The following is a 2,176-nucleotide window of genomic DNA, read 5'->3' on the forward strand; positions in this document are numbered from 1 at the left end:
AGCCGTGAATCGACCACTGGGTTATGAACACCTAGCAGGGCTACGTGACCTCCTGCGGGCTGAGAAAGAGCAGGCGAAGGCCGCTAGCGAGAAGCACCTTAAGCGAAAGTCCGGACCTCGAGAAAAGCCCCAGGGCCAAGATCCAGTACTAGAAGCAATCTGGCGACTTCAGAAGTACTTCCCATTGGCCTTCCCTGCCAGTCCAGCGCCTAAGGTTCCTCTCAAGGAGGAGATTTTTCAGGATGCTGAGCAACATCTTGGGCTGCTCGGAATCACCCGCGAACAGCTCAAGCTAGGCATCGCTACCTGGTGTAGGGGAGCCCGATACTGGGCAAGCATGGTAGAGAATGCGCCGCGCCTGGATTTGAACGGTCAAATAGCTGGCACTGTGACGGCGTCTCAGATGTTGCATGCGAAGCAGCAGGCTTCACGGCAACGAAGCCAGAACCGACGAAATCATGCGAAGCCGAAAGCTCAGGTGCCAGCCCTCTCCGCTGATGCAGCGGTGGAACAGACCACGGACTGAGCTATGTCGCGTCTCACCCCCAGATGGCTGGCTAGGTGCGCGGGTTGTCAGTGGGCTGGATGTGACGGTAATGAGAGGCGAGGCCACGGCTGCCTGATCAGGCAATCGGCGTCTGGTCTATAACGTACTTTCTTCCGACAGTTATAGAAACGAGAAGCCCCGCTGGGTGTGCGGGGCTTCGACTCTCCTCATCTGGTCAGCCGGGCATGCATGTCCTTGATCACACCGTGCCAGATAATTCGCGTCTGTCGGCATTCCCCCGCGCTCATCTGCGGCTGACATTCCTTAAGCAAATTTGGCCCCTCCGCCATGACTGGCTCAATCACCTCCTCGAGAAGGCGCGTTGATTGTCTGGCTGTCAGCCCCAGATGAGCGCCCATATTGAGGGTTGCCTCAAAAGTGAGGTCGTCATGAGTTCTCAGCCCCTCCAAAGGCCATGTCAGCAGAGATGACAACCACGGCGTCGGCTCCGCCCCATAGACTGATGTGCATACGAGATCGTAATGCGGAGCCAACTCGAAACCGTCTGGCCTGACCTCAAAGCTCAGGTTCTTGAGGTGTGAATCATCATTTCCAACCAGCAGGTTGAAGACCAGCCACTTGTACAGACGTATCCGGGTAACCGCCTTGGTCCGTACAAGCTCAATGAGTTTCCGCATGGTCTCCATCGTCGCCTGCTGGTACTTGAAATGACTGCTGATGCCTAGGATCTGGCAACCATCCAGCATGTGCACTCGCTCGACCTCATCGTCTCGAATGCGCCGGTCAAACCGCTCAATGAGATAGACTGGCTCAGGCACTCGGCGTATCTCGACATCGGGAACATTTAGGCCTGCTATGCGGGCAAGGCTCATCACAAACCACTCATTCGCCACTGAGTGGCTGTAGAACCCTGTTTCGTTGTCAGGCTTCAGGATGTGGGTGCTGATCGTGTTGCCTTCCGGCTCGAACAGTTTGCCTTCCTTGATGACGACGGGAAGTTTGTGTTGTGCGCCGGCGAGAGACATTCGTTTGGGCGCACCGGTTGCCAGTGCAACGCGAGGCAGGTTTCTGATGCGTTGGCTCAGAACGTCATCTGGCAACGGCTTCATGCCAGTCGCCAGTGGCTGTGTGGCATCTGGCAGCAGTGTTACAGCCCCTGCTGATTCAGCTCCGTAATAGGCCAACAAGCCAAAATTATCTGTAGCAACAATCTTGGCGTCGTTGGCAAGCAATTGCCTGGCTTGCTCTTCTGGAAGCAGGTTGTCGAAGAACCACTGCACAGGACGTTCAGACGCGCCATCGAGAATGACGCCTTTCGACCTAGGCAGAGAGGGTGCGAGATCGAAGGCGTCCGCTCTCATCCGCCAATCTGGCGTGTAGGTGAGCTGCCACACCTCGTTCTGCTCACTCAACGTTGCTACGTGGTCATCGTTGATCAGGACTTCAAGCGATCTGCTCATGGATGCGGCACATCCAGGTAAACCCGGATTCCCAGCTCTTCGAACAGCTTCAGCACGCTGCTCAGTGCAACGGTGCCCTTCCCTTTCTCTATGTCGCGCAGATGGACATGGCTTTTTCCGATCATGTCAGCCATGTCGTCCTGAAGAATTCTTTGCGTTTTCCTAGCTTTTCTTACGACGTTGCCGATGTCTTCGGCAGTACGCACCT

The 2,176-nt window shown here is 55.8% G+C and carries 3 protein-coding genes; 1 reads left to right on the top strand and 2 read right to left on the bottom strand.

The annotated features are described in order from the left end of the window. Positions 1-16 precede the first annotated feature (16 nt). Positions 17-526, top strand: a complete 510-nt coding sequence (locus tag FAS41_RS30520) for a ProQ/FinO family protein (RefSeq protein ID WP_138526998.1) — start codon at positions 17-19, stop codon at positions 524-526. A gap of 188 nt (positions 527-714) precedes the next feature. On the opposite strand, the gene FAS41_RS30525 is transcribed toward FAS41_RS30520, so the two are convergent. Then, positions 715-1,968, bottom strand: coding sequence for a HipA domain-containing protein (locus FAS41_RS30525; RefSeq protein WP_138526996.1), 1,254 nt, complete (start codon positions 1,966-1,968; stop codon positions 715-717). Beyond that, the coding region (locus tag FAS41_RS30530; protein ID WP_342782993.1) for a helix-turn-helix domain-containing protein at positions 1,965-2,176 on the bottom strand (212 nt) is incomplete at its 5' end. The genes FAS41_RS30530 and FAS41_RS30525, both read right to left, overlap by 4 nt.

Origin of the sequence: Pseudomonas nicosulfuronedens, from assembly GCF_005877905.1 — a bacterium.
In the GTDB taxonomy this organism is placed as follows: Bacteria; Pseudomonadota; Gammaproteobacteria; order Pseudomonadales; family Pseudomonadaceae; genus Pseudomonas; species Pseudomonas nicosulfuronedens.

Bases quoted from the DNA above. Each gene is read 5' to 3' on its own strand.
- FAS41_RS30525 (WP_138526996.1), bottom strand. From the start codon at position 1,968: ATGAGCAGATCGCTTGAAGTCCTGATCAACGATGACCACGTAGCAACG.